Here is a 16,877-nt window from a genome sequence, read left to right on the forward strand (position 1 = left end):
ACCCCTGCCCTAGCGGCGGCGGTCGGCAGGCTCTCACGCAACGCACAGAGAGGCGCGGGCGGATGACTCCGGTGTCGATCGACTGGGAGACCGATGCCGATCTGGTGGTGATCGGCGGCGGTGTCGCCGGGCTGACGGCGGCGCGCACCGCGTCGCTGCGTGGCCTGCGGGTGCTCACCCTCAGCAAAGGCGGCGCCACCGACACGTCGACGCAGTACGCCCAAGGTGGCATCGCGGTGGTGGCACCGCACGGTGATTCGGTGGAATCACATGTGCACGACACCGTCGAGGCCGGTGCCGGGCTGTGCGATGGCGACGCGGTGCGTTCCATCGTCGAAGGTGGACAGGCCGCGGTCGCGGCGCTGACCGACTTGGGGGCCGTGTTCGATCTGGGCCGGGACGGGCAGATCTCGCGGACCCGCGAGGGCGGGCACAGCACCCGGAGGATCATCCACGCGGGCGGCGATGCCACCGGCGCGGAGGTGCAGCGCGCGTTGAACGCGGCCGGGCTTCCGGTGCTGTTCGGCGCGGCTGCCTGCGAGATCCTCACCGGACCGGGCGGTGTGCAGGGTGTTCTCGCGGTGTCCGACAAGGGATTCGGCGTTGTGCACGCACCGGCGGTGCTGCTGGCGACCGGCGGGCTCGGCCAGCTGTACGCGTTGAGCACAAACCCACCCGGTGCGACCGCCGACGGTATCGCACTCGCGCTGTGGGCCGGGGCGAGCGTGGCCGATCTCGAATTCGTGCAGTTCCACCCGACCGTGCTGTACACGCCGGGCGGGGTGGGACGACGTCCGCTGATCAGCGAGGCGGTGCGCGGCGAAGGCGCGATTCTCGTGGATTCCGAAGGTGATTCGGTGACCGCGGGCGTGCATCCGCGCGGCGATCTGGCACCACGCGACGTGGTCTCCCGGGCGATCGCCGCCCGCATGCGGGCGCTCGGCACCGATCACGTCTACCTGGATGCCAGGGCGATAGCCGGTTTCGCGCAACGGTTCCCGACGATCACGGCGTCCTGTCTCGCCATCGGCATCGATCCGCGCAGCGACCTGATCCCGGTCGCCCCCGCCGCGCACTACCAATGCGGCGGCGTGGTGACCGACTCGCACGGCCGCACCGCCGTACCCGGCCTCTACGCGGCGGGTGAAGTCGCGCGGACCGGCCTGCACGGCGCGAATCGACTGGCGTCCAACAGCTTGCTCGAAGGTCTCGTCGTCGGCGAACGCGCCGGTGTGGCCGCCGCCGAACGCCTCGCCGAGCGACGGCAAGTCACCGAAATCGCCGTCCGCTCAACGGAGTACGCGGATCGCGAGGTGCTGCAAGAGCTGATGACCACGCACGCTTCGGTCGTGCGCGACGGCGCGGGCCTGGCGGAGGCGATGAAACGGCTGGACGACGCCGTGACACCGGCGGAAGCCGAATCGACCATCGCCCGGCGGCTCACCGGCATCGAAGACGCCGCCTTGACCGTGGCCGCTCGCACTCTGCTCCTGGCAGCGTCCGCCCGCACCGAAAGCCGCGGCTGCCACACCCGATCCGACCATCCCGCCACCGACGAGCGGCTCCGCCGCCCATTGTCGGTCGTGCTGGACGACGACGGCTGTCCCCGGCTGGACCGATGAACACCAGACCGGTGTCGGTGCGTGGCACATGGTCGCGGCGATCAGCGAGAACCCGCCGCCATGGCGTGCCACGCACGGCGGACGAACATGACGTGAGAGTAGGAGTGTGGGGTTGATGGGTTTGGCTGGTGGGCTGGATCTGGATGGAGTGCTTGCGCTTATTCGGACCGCGCTGGACGAGGACCTGCGGTACGGGCCGGACATCACGACGGAGGCTACGGTGCCTGCCGATGCGGTGGTGAAGGCGTCGGTGGTGCCGCGACAGGCGGGGACGGTGGCGGGGCTCGATGTCGGGCTGCTGGTGCTCGATGAGGTGATCGGCGCGGGGAATTACGAGGTCACCGGGCGCGTCGCCGACGGAACCCGGGTCACCCCGGGGCAATCCGTCCTCACCGTGGTCGCTCCCACGCGCGGCCTGCTCACCGCCGAACGCACCATGCTCAACCTGGTCTGTCATCTTTCCGGGATCGCCACCGCCACCGCCGCCTGGGTCGATGAGGTCGCGGGCACGGAGTGCAAGATCCGGGACAGCCGCAAGACCCTGCCCGGCCTGCGTGCCCTGCAGAAGTACGCGGTGCGGGTCGGCGGCGGGGTGAATCACCGGATGGGACTCGGCGATGCCGCGCTGATCAAGGACAACCACGTCGTCGCGGCGGGCTCGGTGGTCGACGCGTTGCGAGCCGTCCGCGCACTCGCCCCGGACATCGCCTGCGAGGTCGAGGTGGACAGCCTCGAACAGCTGGACGCCGTCCTCGCCGAAAACGTGGAACTCGTGCTGCTCGACAACTTTCCGCTGTGGCAGACCCAGGCGGCCGTGCAACGGCGCAACGCGACAGCACCGGACACGAAACTGGAATCCTCCGGTGGGCTCGGCATCGATGTCGCCGCCGACTACGCCAGGACCGGTGTCGACTATCTCGCCGTCGGCGCGCTCACCCACTCGGTCCGGGTACTGGATCTCGGCCTGGACATGTAGCGGAACGATCGCCGGTGCCGATCAAAGGACGTGTCGTCTCGCCCTGATCGGTTCCCCGTTGTCACGCAGCACAATCGGGGCAGCGTGTGTTCCGTTGCCCTGATGAACGGCGGGTGTCGCCTGCTTGCCTCGTTGCTGTCGATTACGACAATGCTCGCGCTGTCATGGCTCGGTGCGCCGTCGGCGTCGGCCGAACCCGAGTGCGCGGCCGGTGCGGTCGCGATGCGGCCGATCGCGGTTGCCGTGGACGGGGAGCAGTCGCACGGATGGGCTTATGAGCCGTATCAATGCAGCCCCGGTGATCTCGCGCCGCGCAGCCTGATCGTCGCGGTGCACGGATTCAACGAGAAGGCCGCCGACTATCCCGACGTCATGTCATCGATCGCGCGACGCACCGGCGCGACGCTGCTGACGCTCGACCAACGCGGCGGGAACAGTGTGTGGAAAACCGGCGAGTGGAATCCATGGGCCGGTTGGCATGACGTGGTGGCCACCACCGAGTGGTACAAGAACGAGCATCCGTCGGTCGGCCGGACGATGCTGTGGGGTTGGAGCCAGGGCGGCATGACGAGCGGACTTGCCTTGGCGCACGGGCCCGCCGGGCTGTTCGACTACTGGGTCAATACCGCCGGTCCGTCCAACGCCGTCGACTACTGGAATCTGGGCAACGCCCTCGGTCTGCCGCAGGTGGCGCAGATCGAGCGCGACGCCGGTGGTTGCGCCCCGGTGGCCTGCCCGCAGGCCTATGCCGACCGGTCCACGGCGGCGCTCGCGGCGAAGCTGACTGCCGAACGGATCTTCCTGGTCCACGGCACCGCCGATCCGATTGTGCCGTACCAGCATTCGGTCGACCTGAAGAGCGGACTCGCGGCGGCGGGCCAGCCGTACTCGATGTACACGATCGTCACCGGCCGAGGTCCCGACGGCGCCGTCCTACCCGGCACGCATTGGATCGGCCCGGTCTGGTTCCAAGGCGCCTGCGTGGTGGAGCGAGTCCTCACCGACCGCGAGCCGATGGACGGCCCCGCCCGCGAATACACCACCGACGTACTGGCGAACATCGACACCGCCCCCGCACCGCCCCCCGGTGCCACTTGCGCGGCGTGACCCACCCCGCGCGGGTCCACCGACCCTGCCCGCTGTTCACAGCGGTCACACGTACTGTGAACCGTCGCGAAAGTCTGTGATCGCGTGTGGTGAGCGGACTCAGGCGGTCAGTTCGCGTTCGAGGGGAGTGCGGAAGCGGGGGATGGCGCGGACGTCGCCGAACCAGTCGGCGGTCCGGGCGGCCTCGGTCTCGATCATGGCCGTAGCGTCCGCGCCGACGTCTTCCAGTAGGCGGTAGACGATTTCGCCGTCCTTGCGCTGGGCCCAGCCGCCGACGATGCGGCCGTCCCACCAAATGGTCGGGCCGACATTGCCGTTGCGGTCGAACAGGGCCGGTGCGTGCGGGCCGAGGTACCAGTCGCGAGACTGCCAGCCCATCGGGGTGGGATCGAGGGCGGGCAGCAGGGCCGCCCAAGGTTCCGGTGCCGCAACGGGTTCCGCGTCATCGGCGAGCAGCAGGCCGGTGCTGCCGTTCAGGTCGACCTCGACCAGGTCGAGGTCGGTGAGTGCCTTGCGGACTTCGCCGAGACCCCAGCCGGTCCACCACTTGATGTCGGTGACCGGCGCGGGGCCGAAGGCGTGCAGCCACTGCCGGATCAGTTCGGCGCGTGCTTGTTCGATCGGCATCGCCGGAACACCGTCGGGCAGCCAGGATTCGATCGGCGCCCAGGTGTACTGGCTGCTGGTCCAGCCGCCGTTCGGGCGGCCGCGGACGATGCGGCCTTCGCAGCCGAGCGTCACCAGCACCCAGGTGGTGATGTTGGTCGGCTTCGAATAGGCCTTGTCCGGCGTGGGATCCACCTGGGTGCGCAGCCGGGGCACATCCTTGCTCAGCTGTGCGCCGGTGGCCGCGCCCCTGGCGAGCAGCGCGTCGTGTGTCTCGGCTTCCACCTCGGCGAGCCAGGCCTGCACGTCGCCGTCGACGACGCCCGCCATCTCGATATACCTGCCGTAATTGCGACGTTGCTTGTGCGCCAACGCATCCGCACACGACGCCTGCAACACCGGAACCAACTCGATCGGAACGACGAACATGGTGCGCCGCATGGCCAGCATGCGCAGCAGCGTCCGATCGGTGTAGAGCGCCAGCTCGACATCGGCCGGGGTGGCGGTGTTGCTGCGCGCCCCGACGGACAGGAACACCGTCGCCGGATCGGTCGCGTGCAGGGCGACCAGTGACCGGGCGATCTCGGCGACGTCGTCGGACCTGGTCGCCGCCGCGAGCCGGTGGTGGGTGGCCAGCCGAGCGCGCCGCTCGGTCACCTCAATCGAACGCATAGGCGAATCCTAGCTTTCGACGGTTCGGAGCAGCGCCGGAAGCCCCCGGGCTGTGTCAGGGGGTCGGGTCCCAGGCGCGGACCAGGTCGAGCAAGCCGGGGAAGCGGGCCTCGAGGTCGTCGCTGCGGACCTTGCTGCGGCGCTCGAGTCCATAGCGCTGCTGTCTGGTCACGCCTGCTTCGCGCAGCACCCGGAAGTGGTGGGTGAGGGTGGATTTCGGCCGCTTGAGGTTGAACCAGCCGCAGGAGCGATCGGTGTCGGGGGATTCGGTCAGGAGTTTCTGCACCATGGTCAGCCGTAGCGGGTCGCTGAGTGCGGCGAAGATCTGATCGAGACGCAGGTCGGCGCGGTCCGGCTCGGGGAGTCGGGTATCGGGGGCTGCGGTGGCCGATGGCATCGGGTCTCCTGAGGTCGTCGGTGCCCTGTACGTATTTTATCGTACTAGATGCTAGGTTCGACTCCAGTCGTATTAGTACGAGAAAAGTCGAACTAGTGGAGGTCGGAATGGCGCTGCTTGTGGCGCACCGGGAGTCCGGGCGGACGGACCGGTCGAAGAACGGCATCGTGTGGTTGGCGGCGTGGCCGGTCATGGCGGTGTTCGTGCTGTCCAACGCGGCGACGCCGCTGTACGTGGTGTGGCAGCGCGAGCTCGGTTTCTCCGCCGGCACCCTGACGGCGATCTTCGCCGGTTATATCGTCGGATTGCTCGGCGCGCTGCTGGTCGCCGGGGTGGTATCGGACCGGGTAGGTCGTAAACCGGTGCTGCTGCCCGCGATAGCGCTGGCAATGGTGGCGTGTGTGCTGTTCGCCACCGCGAGTTCGATTGCGGTGCTTGCTGTTGCCCGCCTGCTCACCGGCATCGCGGTGGGCGCGGCCGTGTCCGCGGGGATGGCGGCGGTGACCGACGTCGCCGGCGTGACGCGCAAACGGCTTGCCGCACTGGCGGCTTCGTCGGCGATGGTATTGGGCGCCGGATCCGGGCCGCTGCTGTCCGGTGTGCTGTCGGAGACTGTGCCCGGCCCGACGGTGACTATTTTCGTTGTCGAGATCGTGCTGCTCGTCTCGGCTTTCGTGGTAGTTGCCCGGCTGGATATGCCGAAAGGTGCGGGCGGGCGCGGGCCGTGGATTCGAATTCCGGCGGTGCCGCCGGGTGGGCGGACGGCGGTGCTGCTCGGTATCGCGGTCTTCGCACCGGGCATCACGTCGACCTCGTTCGTGCTGTCGCTGGGTCCGTCTCTGCTCGCGCATCTGCTCGGTGCGACCAATCGGGTGATCGCGGGCGGGCTGGCATTCGTGATGTTCCTCGGCGCCACCGGGATTCAATTCGCGGTGCGGCGGTTGCGGGTGCGCGCGATTCTGCTCGGCGGCGCGGTCGCCACGACGACGAGCATGCTGACGTTGCTCCTGTCGCTCCAGTTGTCCTCGCTCGCGCTGTTCGGGGCGGCCGCGGTACTGGCCGGGATCGGGCAGGGCCTTGGTCAATTCGGTGGCCTCGCCGCGATCAGCGCCAGCGTCGGCGCCGACCGGCTCGCCGAGGCGAACGCCGCTCAGAACGTGGGCGGCTACCTGCCCGCCGCAGTACTCCCGGTGTCCGCCGGATTCCTCAGCGACGCAATCGGTTTGACGGGCGGGGCGACAGCCTTCGCCGTCGTGGTGAGCGTGGCGGCGGTCGGCGGCGGTGTCCTGGTCGGCCTCCGGTCCGCCGAGACGGTGTAAGCGGTCGGCGTGTGGCCGGTCCGGCCGGTACCGCAGGAGGTAAGGAAACAAGCGGGCGGGTGCGGCGGCTCACCACGGGTAGCGTGCCATCATTCGAGGATGAGGCGCGGATACGTTCTAGCTGCGGTGAGTGCACTGTGGGGTGCGTTCGTGGTGACCGGCGCTGTCGCACCTCCCGCGGTGGCCGAGCCGGAGTGTTCGACGCAGGTGGCGGTGCGGCCGGTGACGTTGACCGTCGACGGGGAGGACGCGACGGGCCGGGTGTACGAACCGTTCCGGTGCGGACCGGGTGATCTCCCGCCGACGGATCTGGTCGTCGCGGTGCACGGGCACGACGGCTCGTCCGCCGACTACGCGGGCTACCTGACATCGATCTCCCGCCGGACCGGCACGCCGGTGCTGTCGATGGATCTGCGCTCGGCTAGCAGTGTCTGGCGGACCGGTGAGTGGAACCTGTGGGCGGGCTGGCGCGACATCGTGGCCGCGACCCAGTGGTACAAGGACCAGCACCGTTCGATCGCGCGCACGGTGCTGTGGGGGTGGAGCCAGGGCGGCATCATGAGCGGGCTCGCGGTGGCGCACGGGCCGCGCGGACTGTTCGACTACTGGGTCGACAATTACGGTCCCGCAGACGATTTCACGATGTGGCTGGGCTCGTCCGCGGTCGACCCGGACCTGCCCGCGCAGATCGAACGCGACGCGGGCGGGTGCACGCCCGTCGGCTGCCCGCAGGCCTACGTCGAGCGTTCGCCCGTGCTGCTGGCCGGTCGGATGGACGTGCGGCGCGCGTTCCTGATCCACGGCACCGGCGACGACGTGGTGCCGTATGCGACGACGCTGGAGATGCGGGCCGGGCTGCTCGCCGTGGGCAAGCCGACCTCGATGTACACCATCGTCACCGGTCGCGACCTGACCGGCGCGGTGGTCCCCGGCGATCACAGCGTCGGCCCGGCCTTCTTCGAGGGCGGCTGCGTGGTCGAACGGCTGCTCCTCGGCACCGAACCCGCAGACGGCCCGGACCGCGATTACCTGGTCGACGTCGCGCACGGCATCGCCACCGCCCCCGCCGCCCCGCCCGACGCCAAGTGCGCCGCCTGATCCTCGCTGCGGTGGAGAATTGCCTGGCCATCGCCTCGGCGGTGCCGGAACGAAGTGACGGCCGCCACCCGAGCCGAACGACCTGGGCGGGAACACCATCGTGGTCACCCGCGGTTGACGTGCACGACACCGACGACGAAGTGAGGGTGAGATGAGCAAGCCGACGGACCCGGCCTACCACTGGAACAGCGCCGACCTGGACCTCGACGGGTACCTGGCGCGCATCGGGTTCGACGGCGAACGCGCACCGACGGTGCGGACGCTGCGCGAGCTGGTCTACGCGCACACCACCTCGATCCCGTTCGAGAACCTGGAGATCATGCTCGGGCGCCCCATCCTGCTCGAGGTGAAGGCGTTGCAGGACAAGTTGATTCAGCGGCGTCGCGGCGGCTACTGCTTCGAGCACGTCGGGTTGTTCGCGGCGGTACTGGAGCGGCTCGGGTTCGGTGTCACCGCGCTGACCGCTCGGGTGAGCATGGGCGCGACGACCGGCTTGCGCCCAGCGACCCACGCCCTGCTGCGCGTGACCACCAGCGATGACGACCGAGTGTGGTTGTGCGACGTCGGATTCGGCGCAGGCCCGCTCGAGCCGTTCGAATTGTCCACGGAGACCGGCCAATTCAGTGCGGGCGCGTGGCAGTTCCGGCTGGAGCTCACCCGCGGCGAGCTGGACAGCGACCTGTGGGTGGTGCACCAATTCGGCAAGGAAGGCTGGATCGAGCGCTACGCCTTCACGATGAACCCGCAGTACCGCATCGACTTCGCGGTCGGCAACCACTTCGTCTCGACATCCCCGCGCTCGCCGTTCACCACCCGCCCGTACGCCCAGCGGTTCCGGCCGGACGTCCACCTGACGATCGACGGCACCACACTGACCACCGAGCGGCCGGACGGAACGAGCGACGCGCGCCTGATCGAGGCGACCGAACTGCCGAAGATCCTGGCCGAACTGTTCGACATCGAGCTCGACGAGGCCGATGCCGCCGTCCTGGTCGAGGGTGCCCGGCGCACGGTCTGAGCCGGGCGTGCGATCGGTCGACCTCGGCGCAGCCTCTGCCGCCGGGCCGGGATCGACCGATACAGTCGGCGGGGTGCGTACCCACCGGAAGTCCCTCGGCCTGTTCGCCGCACCCGTGCTCGTGCTCGCCGCCTGCTCGTCCGGCCCGGACCAGCCCGACACCGTCGCAGGCCAGTTCGCCGACGCGCTGAACCGCGACGACGTCGCCGCGGCGGCGGCCCTCACCGACGACCCGGCCAAGGCGTCCGACGCCCTCGGCAAGCTCTACGACGGCCTCGGCAAGGAGGTGCGCTTCGATGTCCGGTCGATCGACAAGGACACCTTCACCCTGGCCGCCACTTGGAAACTCGGCAAGGACGGCAAGGCCGAGTGGGCCTACACCACCACCGGCACCGCGAACGACGGCGGCGACGGCTGGAAGGTCAAGTGGAACCCGGACACGGTCGCACCGGGATTGGCCGCGGGGCCGCTGAGCTACAGCCCGGTCTATCCGAAGCCCGCCCGCATCCTCGACGCCAGCGGCGGCGAGTTGATGACCCAGCAGGTGGTCACGCTGGTCAATGTGAGTCCGGGCGCCGACACCGCCGCACTCGCCGGGCTGCTCCAGCCGATCTCGCCCGGCGTCACGGCGCAGTCACTGCAATCCGAACTCGCTGCGGCACAGGGCAAACCGATCACCGCGATCAGCCTGCGCGACACCGACATCGCACCGATCCAGGCAGAGCTGGCCGCCATGCCCGGTGTGACGCTCGCACCCCAGACCCGCCTGCTCACCACCGACAAGGCACTCGCCGCGCCCACCCTGTCCGGGCTCGCCGAGCTGTGGCAGCAGACCGCCGACGACAACGCGGGCTGGGCGGTGCGTGCGCAGACCGCCGACGGCACCCAGCGGGTGGGCGGCCAGGATCCGAAGCCGACCCCCGACATCGCGAGCACCCTCGATATCGACCTGCAACACGCGGCCGAGGCGGCGCTGGCGCCGATCACCCAGCCCGCGGCGATCGTCGCGCTGCAACCGTCCACCGGCAATGTCGTCGCGGTCGCTCAGAACGCGGCCGCCGACGCGCAGGGGCCGATCGCGTTCACCGGCCTGTACCCGCCCGGTTCGACGTTCAAGACCGTCACCGTCTCCGCCGCGTTGCAGGCGGGCACGGTCACCCCGGACACGGTGCTGCCCTGCCCCGGCGTGGCGAATATCGAGGGCCGCAAGATCCCCAACGACAACAATTTCGACCTGGGACAAGTCCCGCTACATACCGCGTTCGCGCGTTCGTGCAACACCACGATGGGCGCGCTCGCGGTGAAACTGCCCGCCGACGCGCTGACCAACGCGGCCGCGCAGCTCGGTCTCGGCGTCGACTACGTCACACCCGGACTGACCACGGTCACCGGCAAAGTGCCGCCCGCGGACACCCCCGCGCTGCGCGTCGAGTCCGCGATCGGGCAGGGGCAGGTGACGGCGACACCGTTCGGCATGGCACTGGTCGCCGCGTCCATCGCGCACGGCTCGGTGCCCGCGCCCGCCATCGTCCAGGGCAGGCCCGGCACCCCGGACAAGGTCCCCGCACCGCTGCCCGCGGCCGTTGCCGACCAGGTGAAGACCATGATGCGGGAGACGGTCACCGCCGGAACCGCAACCCAGCTGCGCGACATTCCCGGTTTGCTCGGCAAGACCGGCACCGCGGAATTCATCGACGACAAGCACGCGCACGGCTGGTTCGTCGGCATCGCCGATGACCTGGCGTTTGCGGTATTCGTCAACGACGCGAACAGTTCCGGTCCGGCGGTCGACGCGGCCGGGCGGATGCTGCGCGCGGCGCGCTAGTTCCGCCGCGCCGATCTGGGCGGAGAATATGCCCGTGCTGGCGCGGACCGAAGTTCCGCGGCCCGCTACACTCGTCCCCGGACCGCGTCAGTAAGCAATATGCGGGATGTCACGATTTCGAGAAGGTTCGGAGTAGGCGCCATCGATACCGGTCAGTTGATCGCGGAGCATTACCGCCTGGTCGAGCGGATTGGTAGCGGCGGCACAGGTGTTGTTTGGCGTGCCATCGACGAGCGCTTGCAACGCTCGGTGGCCGTCAAGCAGATCCACATCAAGCCGAGCCTGCCCGAGGCCGAGCGTGATGTGGTGCGCCAACGAGCGATTCGAGAGGCCCGCAATGCCGCTCGATTCCAGCATCCGAACGCGATCGTCGTGTTCGACATCACCGAGCACCAGGGCGACCCGTGCCTGGTGATGGAGTACCTGAAATCCAACAGTCTGGCCGGGGTGCTTTCCGCGCAGGGGCCGCTGCCATTGACGCAGGTCGCGCGGATCGGTGAGCAGGTCGCCTCGGCGCTGATCGCCGCGCACGACGCGGGCATCGTGCACCGCGACGTGAAGCCGGGCAACATTTTGCTCGACGACCACGGCACCGTGAAAATCACCGACTTCGGCATCTCCCGCGCGGCCGGCGACGTCACGCTCACCGAGACCGGCCTGATCTGCGGCACCGCTGCCTATCTCGCACCCGAGATGGCCCGCGGCGCCGATCCCACCCCCGCGTCGGACGTCTTCGCTTTGGGCGCAACGCTTTTCCACGCGCTGGAGGGCGAGCCGCCGTACGGTGCGAACGCCAATCCGCTCGCGGTGCTGTACGCGGCGGCCAACGGTCAGGTGAGCGAACCGCGAAACGCCGGTCCCGCAACGGATTTCCTGCTCGACCTGCTCAGCCCGGAACCGCGCGACCGGCCGACCATGCGCGCCGCACTCGACCACCTCGCCGCGTTCGCCGACGCGGGGCCCGCGCCGGTGACCGCCGGATTCGTCCCCGCCAGTGAGGCTTTCGTGCGCCGCCGCAACGGCGCGCCGGAATCGGCGACGCGCGCGCTGCGCCCCTCGGCGGTGTCCGCGCCGGTGCACCAGCCGACCGAACGGCAGCCGCGCCCCAGGCCCGCGCCGCCCCGGCCCGCGCAGCCGAACACCGCGACCCACCCGCGCACCACGGCCCAGCCCAGGCCGGCGCCGCCGCGCAAGTCCGGCGGCAAGAGCAAGGCCATCATGGTCGGCGCGTTGATCGGCGCGGTCGTCGCGGTGGCGGCGATCGCCTTCGCCGCCATGACGAAACAGGACACCAATTCGCCTACGGTGCAGGCGAGTCCGCCGTCGACCAGTTCCCCGACCGGTGGGACGAGCTCGACCGCCCCGGCCGGGGCGGTCGGTAAGACCCCGAGCGACGGCAAGGTCACCGAGGGGCCCGCGGCGGCACTGGTGAAGCGGTTCTACGACGACGCGAGCGGGTCGTGGTCGACGCTGACGCCCGCGGCGCAGAAGCTCTACGGCTCCGAGGCGGCGTTCCGTCAGTACTGGAATACGCACACGGTCGAAAACTTCGCCAGCATCCGGGCGGCCGCAGGGGGCAACAACTCCGACGGCTCGCTCGACATCGAGCTGGCCAGCCTCATTGTCGACGGCCAGGACAGACCGATGACCCTCCGGGTGATCAACTCCGGTGGCAAGCTGCTGCTCGACAGCGATACCCGCTTTCCCTCCCTTTCCTGAAAGGCATTCGTGCCACTAACCTTTCGGCATGGATGTACGGGGGATGCTGGCCGAGGAACGCGCCGAACTGATTTCGTTGCTGCGCACGTTGAGCGACGACGAATGGGCGGCTCCGTCGCTGTGTCGCGGCTGGCGGGTGCGTGACGTCGTCGGGCACCTGCTCTACGACACCATCGCACTGCCGACCTATGGCGCGATCGCTGCCCGATCCGGATTCTCGGTCGATAAATTGAACGGGCGGCTGGTGGAAAAGGCCAAGGCGCTCCCGACCGCGGTGCTGGTGGACAAGCTCGAAGCCGAAGCGGGACGGATCGCCAAGTACGTGCCGAGACTGACCTTGGCGGACGTCATGGTCCATCAGCAGGACATCCGCAGGCCGCTCGGGCGGACGCGCACGATCCCGGCGGATCGCCTCACCACCGTCCTCGACCATCCCGACCCGTTCGCCCTACCCTGGCGTCGCACCAAGGGACTGCGGTTCGTGGCCACCGATGTCAGCTGGTCGAAGGGCAACGGGCCAGAGGTGCGCGGCCCCGGGGAGGCGATTGCGCTCGCGGTCGTCGGACGCGCAGTCGCGATCGATGAGCTGGCCGGTGACGGCGTCGCCGAGCTACGCCGCCGCTGCGCCTGAGCCGCGGGGCCTACCTGAGCAGACCGTCCGGATAACGGCTGGCGTCGGAACGTTAGGCTGGTAGCTGCAACTTTCCTGTTGCGGATTCGGCTGAAGACAAGGATCGACACCACATGACATCCCGCATCGAGCTCGCCCGCGTTGATCTGCGCGGTCGCACTCCCTCCGTTGCCGAGCTGCGCGCCGCGCTGCCGCGCGGGGGAGTCGACGTGGACTCGGTGCTGCATCAGGTGCGGCCGGTGGTGGAAGCGATCCGTGATCATGGCGTTGCGGCGGCGCAGGAGTACAGCAAACAGTTCGACGGGGTGAGCCCGGCGACGGTGCGGGTGCCCGCGGCCGAACTGGACAGGGCACTGACCGAGCTGGACCCCGCCGTGCGCGCGGCGCTGGAAGAATCCATCGCCCGCGCCAGGAAGGTGCACGCCGATCAGCGCCGCACCGACAAGACCACCGAGGTGGTGCCCGGCGGCACGGTGACCGAACGCTGGGTGCCGGTCGAGCGGGTCGGGCTCTACGTGCCCGGCGGCAACGCGGTCTACCCGTCGAGCGTGGTGATGAACGTGGTGCCCGCGCAGACCGCGGGGGTCGGCTCGCTGGTGGTGGCCTCGCCGCCGCAGGCGCAATTCGGCGGCCTGCCGCACCCGACGATCCTGGCGGCCGCGCGGCTGCTCGGCGTCGATGAGGTGTGGGCGGTCGGCGGCGCGCAGGGCGTCGCGCTGCTGTCCTACGGTGGCGTCGACACCGACGGCGCGCAGCTGGAGCCGGTCGACCTGATCACCGGACCCGGCAATATCTACGTGACCGCGGCCAAGCGGCTGTGCCGCGGCCTGGTCGGCATCGATGCCGAGGCCGGGCCGACCGAGATCGCGATCCTGGCCGACGCGACCGCCGACCCGGTGCACGTGGCGGCGGACCTGATCAGCCAGGCCGAGCACGACGTGCTCGCGGCCAGCGTGCTGGTCACCGACAGCGCGGAGCTGGCCGACGCGGTCGACGCGGCGCTGAGCAGGCAGCTGACCGTGGTGAAGCACGCCGACCGGGTGACCGAAGCGTTGCGCGGCAAGCAGTCCGGGACGGTGCTCGTCGACGACATCGAGCAGGGTTTGCGCGTGGTGAACGCCTACGCGGCCGAGCACCTGGAGATCCAGACCGCCGACGCCGCCGCGGTGGCGGCCCGGGTGCGCAGCGCCGGAGCGGTTTTCGTCGGCGCGTACGCACCGGTGAGTCTCGGCGACTACTGCGCGGGCTCCAACCACGTGCTGCCGACCGCCGGATGCGCCAGGCACTCTTCGGGTTTGAGCGTGCAGACGTTCCTGCGCGGCATCCACGTCGTCGACTACACCGAGGCGGCGCTGAAGGATGTCGCCGGTCACGTGGTCGCGCTGGCCAATGCCGAGGACCTGCCCGCACACGGCCAGGCGGTACAGGCGCGGTTCGAGGCGCTCACATGACGCGGCAGGCCACCGTGCCCGGCGCGGACATCAGCCTGGACGATCTACCGCTGCGGGAGAACCTGCGCGGCAAGAAGCCCTACGGCGCACCGCAATTGACGGTGCCCGTGCAACTGAACACCAACGAGAACCCGCACCCGCCGAGCCGGGCGCTGATCGACGATGTCGCCGAATCCATTCGCGCCGCCGCCGTCGACCTGCATCGCTACCCGGACCGGGACGCGGTGGCGCTGCGCAGCGACCTGGCCGAATACCTCACCCGGCAAACGGGCGTCGCGGTCGACACCGACAATGTCTGGGCGGCAAACGGTTCCAACGAGATCCTGCAACAGCTGCTGCAGGCGTTCGGCGGACCGGGCCGCAGCGCACTGGGTTTCGTGCCGTCGTACTCGATGCACCCGATCATCTCCGAGGGCATCGACACCGAGTGGATCGAAGCCGAGCGCAAGGCGGACTTCGCCCTCGACATCGACGTCGCCGTGGCCGCCATCGCGGAGCGCTCGCCGAACGTGGTATTCGTGACCAGCCCGAACAACCCGACCGGGCACAGCATCGCGCAGGACGACCTGGCCCGGATCCTCGAAGCCGCGCCGGGCATCGTGGTGGTGGACGAGGCGTACGGAGAGTTCTCGGCGCAGCCGAGCGCCATCGCGTTGATCGACCGATTCCCGGCGAAACTGGTGGTGACCAGGACCATGAGCAAGGCGTTCGCCTTCGCGGGCGGCCGGCTCGGGTACCTGGTCGCCGCGCCCGCGGTGATCGACGCGATGCTGCTGGTGCGGTTGCCGTACCACCTGTCGGTGGTCACCCAGGCAGCCGCGCGTGCGGCCCTGCGGCACGCCGACGAAACCCTCGGCAGCGTCGCGGAACTGGCCGCGCAGCGCGATCGGGTCGCGACGGTGCTGCGCGACATGGGTTTCGACGTGATCCCCAGCGACGCGAACTTCCTGCTGTTCGGCCGATTCACCGACTCGGCCCGCACCTGGCAGCGCTATCTGGACCACGGCGTGCTGATCCGCGACGTCGGCATCCCCGGCTACCTGCGCGCCACGATCGGTCTGGCCGCGGAGAACGACGAGTTGCTGAAGGTCAGCCGCGTCCTGGTCCGCACCGACCTCGCGCCCCGATGAATCCGCCTGTGGAGGAAACGATGATGAACAGAACCGCGCGGGTGGAGCGCGTCACCAAGGAATCCAGCATCGTGGTCGAGCTGGACCTGGACGGCACCGGCAAGACCGAGATCGCCACGGGCGTCCCGTTCTACGACCACATGCTGACCGCACTCGGTGCGCACGCCAGCTTCGACCTGACCGTGCGGGCCGAGGGCGATATCGAGATCGAGGCGCACCACACGGTGGAGGACACCGCGATCGTATTCGGTCAGGCGCTCGGAAAAGCGTTGGGTGACAAGGTGGGTATCCGCCGGTTCGGTGATGCCTACATTCCGATGGACGAGACATTGGCGCACGCCGCTGTCGACGTGTCGGGTCGGCCGTACTGCGTGCACACCGGTGAGCCGGAACACCTGCTGCACGCTGTGATCCCCGGCTCTCCTGTCGGAGGTCGCTCCGCAGGCTCCGCTCTCGGTGGCCCTGGCGCACCGTATTCCACGGTACTGAACCGCCACGTCTTCGAGTCGATCGCGTTGAACGCCCGCATCGCGCTGCACGTCCGGGTGCTGTACGGCCGCGATCAGCACCACGTCACCGAGGCCGAATTCAAGGCGGTAGCAAGGGCTTTGCGTGCCGCGGTCGAGTTGGATCCGCGGGTGCAGGGCGTCCCGTCGACGAAGGGGACGTTGTGAAGTCCGTGGCGCTGCTCGACTACGGCTCCGGCAATCTGCACTCGGCCGAGCGTGCGCTGGTGCGGGCGGGCGCCGAGGTCGAGGTGACCGCCGATCCGCAGGTCGCGCTGGCCGCCGACGGTCTCGTCGTGCCCGGTGTCGGCGCGTACGCCGCCTGCATGGCCGGCCTGCGCAAGGTGCGGGGCGAGCGGATGATCGGGCAGCGGCTCGCCGGTGGCCGCCCGGTGCTCGGCATCTGCGTCGGCATGCAGATCATGTTCGAGCGCGGCGTCGAATTCGGCGTGGAAACCGACGGTTGCGCGGAATGGCCGGGGACTGTGCAGCGCCTGGACGCGCCGGTGCTGCCGCACATGGGTTGGAACACCGTGTCGGCACCGGCGGACAGCGTGCTGTTCGCGGGGATGGATGCCGACACCCGCTTCTATTTCGTGCACACCTATGCCGCGCAGACCTGGGAACTTCCGCCCGGCGAGCACTTCGCCGCCCCGAAACTCACCTGGGCCGAGCACGGCGTGCCGTTCCTCGCCGCGGTGGAGAACGGGGCGCTGTCGGCGACCCAGTTCCACCCGGAGAAGTCGGGCGACGCCGGCGCTCAGCTGCTGCGCAACTGGGTGCGATCGCTGTAAACCCGG

The 16,877-nt window shown here is 69.5% G+C and carries 15 protein-coding genes; 13 read left to right on the top strand and 2 right to left on the bottom strand.

What is annotated here, in order from left to right; genetic code table 11:
• The first annotated feature begins 62 nt into the window (after positions 1-62).
• The 3 genes from ACFK0J_RS12310 to ACFK0J_RS12320 all read left to right on the top strand — a co-directional run bounded on the left by ACFK0J_RS12310 (position 63) and on the right by ACFK0J_RS12320 (position 3,705).
• Complete coding sequence (locus tag ACFK0J_RS12310) at positions 63-1,622, top strand: L-aspartate oxidase (protein ID WP_378739524.1); 1,560 nt, start codon at positions 63-65, stop codon at positions 1,620-1,622.
• Positions 1,623-1,737: 115 nt separating this feature from the next.
• Positions 1,738-2,598 (top strand): carboxylating nicotinate-nucleotide diphosphorylase, encoded by an 861-nt coding sequence (gene nadC / locus ACFK0J_RS12315; protein WP_378739526.1) that lies wholly within the window; start codon positions 1,738-1,740, stop codon positions 2,596-2,598.
• Positions 2,599-2,700: 102 nt separating this feature from the next.
• Positions 2,701-3,705 (top strand): alpha/beta hydrolase family protein, encoded by a 1,005-nt coding sequence (locus ACFK0J_RS12320; RefSeq protein WP_378739528.1) that lies wholly within the window; start codon positions 2,701-2,703, stop codon positions 3,703-3,705.
• A 99-nt stretch (positions 3,706-3,804) separates the two neighbouring features.
• Here the strand turns inward: ACFK0J_RS12320 and ACFK0J_RS12325 are convergent, their stop codons facing one another.
• Entirely contained in the window at positions 3,805-4,983 is a 1,179-nt protein-coding gene (locus ACFK0J_RS12325) for a winged helix DNA-binding domain-containing protein (RefSeq protein ID WP_378739530.1), read from the bottom strand.
• A 55-nt stretch (positions 4,984-5,038) separates the two neighbouring features.
• Entirely contained in the window at positions 5,039-5,380 is a 342-nt protein-coding gene (locus tag ACFK0J_RS12330; protein WP_378739532.1) for an ArsR/SmtB family transcription factor, read from the bottom strand.
• 107 nt (positions 5,381-5,487) lie between these two features.
• On the opposite strand from ACFK0J_RS12330, the gene ACFK0J_RS12335 reads away from it, so the two are divergent.
• The 10 genes from ACFK0J_RS12335 (at position 5,488) to hisH (ending at position 16,871) form a co-directional block, all read left to right on the top strand.
• A complete protein-coding gene (locus tag ACFK0J_RS12335) occupies positions 5,488-6,699 on the top strand; it encodes an MFS transporter (RefSeq protein ID WP_378739534.1) in 1,212 nt (403 codons plus the stop codon).
• Positions 6,700-6,825: 126 nt separating this feature from the next.
• Positions 6,826-7,797 (top strand): alpha/beta hydrolase family protein, encoded by a 972-nt coding sequence (locus ACFK0J_RS12340; RefSeq protein ID WP_378739536.1) that lies wholly within the window; start codon positions 6,826-6,828, stop codon positions 7,795-7,797.
• 151 nt (positions 7,798-7,948) lie between these two features.
• On the top strand, positions 7,949-8,815 hold the full coding sequence (locus tag ACFK0J_RS12345; RefSeq protein ID WP_378739538.1) for an arylamine N-acetyltransferase: 867 nt from the start codon (positions 7,949-7,951) through the stop codon (positions 8,813-8,815).
• A 73-nt stretch (positions 8,816-8,888) separates the two neighbouring features.
• Entirely contained in the window at positions 8,889-10,640 is a 1,752-nt protein-coding gene (locus ACFK0J_RS12350; RefSeq protein WP_378739540.1) for a penicillin-binding transpeptidase domain-containing protein, read from the top strand.
• Positions 10,641-10,739: 99 nt separating this feature from the next.
• Entirely contained in the window at positions 10,740-12,359 is a 1,620-nt protein-coding gene (locus ACFK0J_RS12355) for a protein kinase (protein WP_378739542.1), read from the top strand.
• Positions 12,360-12,387: 28 nt separating this feature from the next.
• Positions 12,388-12,990 carry a maleylpyruvate isomerase family mycothiol-dependent enzyme gene (locus ACFK0J_RS12360; RefSeq protein ID WP_378739544.1) on the top strand — a complete coding sequence of 201 codons (603 nt, stop codon included), beginning with the start codon at positions 12,388-12,390 and terminating at the stop codon, positions 12,988-12,990.
• A 113-nt stretch (positions 12,991-13,103) separates the two neighbouring features.
• The gene (gene hisD / locus ACFK0J_RS12365) at positions 13,104-14,441 is read left to right on the top strand and encodes a histidinol dehydrogenase (RefSeq protein WP_378739546.1); all 1,338 of its coding nucleotides are present in this window, start codon (positions 13,104-13,106) and stop codon (positions 14,439-14,441) included.
• The gene (locus ACFK0J_RS12370; protein WP_378739548.1) at positions 14,438-15,571 is read left to right on the top strand and encodes a histidinol-phosphate transaminase; all 1,134 of its coding nucleotides are present in this window, start codon (positions 14,438-14,440) and stop codon (positions 15,569-15,571) included. Before hisD ends, ACFK0J_RS12370 begins: the two co-directional genes overlap by 4 nt.
• 20 nt (positions 15,572-15,591) lie before the next feature.
• Entirely contained in the window at positions 15,592-16,245 is a 654-nt protein-coding gene (hisB, locus tag ACFK0J_RS12375; protein WP_378739550.1) for an imidazoleglycerol-phosphate dehydratase HisB, read from the top strand.
• A complete protein-coding gene (gene hisH, locus ACFK0J_RS12380) occupies positions 16,242-16,871 on the top strand; it encodes an imidazole glycerol phosphate synthase subunit HisH (protein WP_378739552.1) in 630 nt (209 codons plus the stop codon). Before hisB ends, hisH begins: the two co-directional genes overlap by 4 nt.
• The last annotated feature ends 6 nt before the right edge of the window (positions 16,872-16,877 follow it).

Origin of the sequence: Nocardia brasiliensis (assembly GCF_042691675.1) — a bacterium.
Taxonomy (GTDB): Bacteria; Actinomycetota; Actinomycetes; order Mycobacteriales; family Mycobacteriaceae; genus Nocardia; species Nocardia brasiliensis_D.

Bases quoted from the DNA above. Each gene is read 5' to 3' on its own strand.
- ACFK0J_RS12360 (WP_378739544.1), top strand. From the start codon at position 12,388: ATGGATGTACGGGGGATGCTGGCCGAGGAACGCGCCGAACTGATTTCG.
- ACFK0J_RS12310 (WP_378739524.1), top strand. From the start codon at position 63: ATGACTCCGGTGTCGATCGACTGGGAGACCGATGCCGATCTGGTGGTG.
- ACFK0J_RS12330 (WP_378739532.1), bottom strand. From the start codon at position 5,380: ATGCCATCGGCCACCGCAGCCCCCGATACCCGACTCCCCGAGCCGGAC.
- nadC (WP_378739526.1), top strand. From the start codon at position 1,738: ATGGGTTTGGCTGGTGGGCTGGATCTGGATGGAGTGCTTGCGCTTATT.
- ACFK0J_RS12335 (WP_378739534.1), top strand. From the start codon at position 5,488: ATGGCGCTGCTTGTGGCGCACCGGGAGTCCGGGCGGACGGACCGGTCG.
- ACFK0J_RS12370 (WP_378739548.1), top strand. From the start codon at position 14,438: ATGACGCGGCAGGCCACCGTGCCCGGCGCGGACATCAGCCTGGACGAT.
- hisD (WP_378739546.1), top strand. From the start codon at position 13,104: ATGACATCCCGCATCGAGCTCGCCCGCGTTGATCTGCGCGGTCGCACT.
- ACFK0J_RS12325 (WP_378739530.1), bottom strand. From the start codon at position 4,983: ATGCGTTCGATTGAGGTGACCGAGCGGCGCGCTCGGCTGGCCACCCAC.
- ACFK0J_RS12345 (WP_378739538.1), top strand. From the start codon at position 7,949: ATGAGCAAGCCGACGGACCCGGCCTACCACTGGAACAGCGCCGACCTG.
- ACFK0J_RS12355 (WP_378739542.1), top strand. From the start codon at position 10,740: ATGCGGGATGTCACGATTTCGAGAAGGTTCGGAGTAGGCGCCATCGAT.
- ACFK0J_RS12320 (WP_378739528.1), top strand. From the start codon at position 2,701: ATGAACGGCGGGTGTCGCCTGCTTGCCTCGTTGCTGTCGATTACGACA.
- hisB (WP_378739550.1), top strand. From the start codon at position 15,592: ATGATGAACAGAACCGCGCGGGTGGAGCGCGTCACCAAGGAATCCAGC.